General features: G+C 74.0%; 1 protein-coding gene and 1 pseudogene. Both read right to left on the bottom strand.

Annotation, left to right across the window (positions count from 1 at the left end):
• Positions 1-359, bottom strand: a pseudogene (locus tag CCN72_RS34505) (SPFH domain-containing protein); the annotation flags it as partial.
• A 73-nt stretch (positions 360-432) separates the two neighbouring features.
• A partial coding sequence (locus tag CCN72_RS34500) for a peptidoglycan-binding protein (RefSeq protein ID WP_107430245.1) occupies positions 433-1,502 on the bottom strand: 1,070 nt, incomplete at its 5' end.

Genomic DNA, 1,502 nt, shown 5'->3' with positions numbered 1-1,502 from the left:
GTGACCCCGCAGGCCCCGGCGAGCACCCCGGCCGCCCCGGGCAGCACCCGCGCCTCCCGTTCCGTCAGCTCCGGGTCGATCCGGGGCAGCGGGCGCCGTGGCTGCGATGCCGGGCGGCTCGCGCGCGGCAGTTCACCGGTGCCCTGCCGGCGGCCCACCACGGCGGGCTTGGGGGGCACCCGTACGGGATCGTCCGCCGCGGGACGGTCGTGCCCCCCGGGGTCGTCGCGGAAGAGCAGATGGACCGGGATCTCGGTGGTGGACTCGTTGCGGATCAGCCGGGCCGGGCGGGTGCCGGTGGCCGTGGCCGGGTGGGGTCGCCCCTCGGACTCGGACGGTGTGTGGGTGGTCGTACTCATGCGTGCCTCCAGCCTCCGCGCCAGATGCGTCATGAACGTGAACTGATGGGTGGGGTACGGCGGTCGGGGCCGGTCAGAGGAACAGGCGGCGCCAGGTCTCGGGGCCGACCGAGCCGTCGGCGGCGCCGCCCCGCCAGCCCTGGCCGCGCTGGAAGGCCGCCACCGCCTGCCGGTCCGCCTCGCCCCAGCGCGGCCCCGGACCGTCGCCGTAGAACCGGCCGAACCCCTTACGGGTCAGCTGGACGCCGAGCCGGGTGACGTAGTCGTTGCTCTGTCCCGGGCGGAAGTAGCCCTTGCCGGGGTAGCCGGAGACTCCGTGCGAGGCGGGCTCCGTCGCGTCCGGGGCGATGTCCCTGCCCCGGCCGGAGGTGAGCAGATCCCAGGTGCGCGGTCCCGGCAGCCCGTCGGCCTCCTCGTCGTCCCAGCCCTGGGCCCGCTGGAACGCCTCGGTGGCCCGCCGGTCCGCCTCGCTCCAGGCCGGGCCCGGACCCTTCGGGTAGTACGGCGCCGCGCCCCGGGCCATCAGCATCCGGCCCAGTTCGGTGACGTACGCGTTGACCGCGCCCAGCCCGAAGGAGTCCGCGCCGGGGAACTCCGGGGAGGTCTTGCCGCCGGTCGCCTCGGCGCCCGCGCTGCCGGTGGCCAGGCCCTTGTAGCGGTAGGGGACGTACTTCCCGGCGTTGCTCCAGTAGGGGTAGGGCGTGGTCTGGCTGCGGGTGTGCGGGGGTGTCTGCTCGTAGACCTTGTAGTGGGTGTGCGCGGAGTCCGTCCAGCCGCCGAAGATCACCACGTGCGAGCCGTTCTGGGGGTTGGCGGTGTTGTGGAAGAGCAGCATGTCGCCGGGCTGGAGCTGGGACTTCTTGATCTTCACGCCGTACTGGGCGAGGCTGCCCGTCCACTGGTTGCTGTTCAGCCCCCAGGCCATGGAGACATAGCCCGAGCAGTCCTGCCGGTAGCCGTCGGTCCAGTAGCGGCCCATGCTGTACGGCACCTTCGCGGTCACCCAGGACTTGGCCCGCTTGATGATGGCGTTGCGGGTGGTGCGCGGGGTGAAGACGCCGCCGGGGCGAGTGGAGCCGCTGCCGGGGCCGTGCAGGGGGGCCTCGGCGCCCTGGGGGGTGTCGGGGCCGTCGCCGGGGACTG

The sequence above is a fragment of the Streptomyces murinus genome, from assembly GCF_002154555.1.
Taxonomy (GTDB): domain Bacteria; phylum Actinomycetota; class Actinomycetes; order Streptomycetales; family Streptomycetaceae; genus Streptomyces; species Streptomyces murinus.
This window is presented reverse-complemented; position numbering and strand designations above follow the sequence as displayed.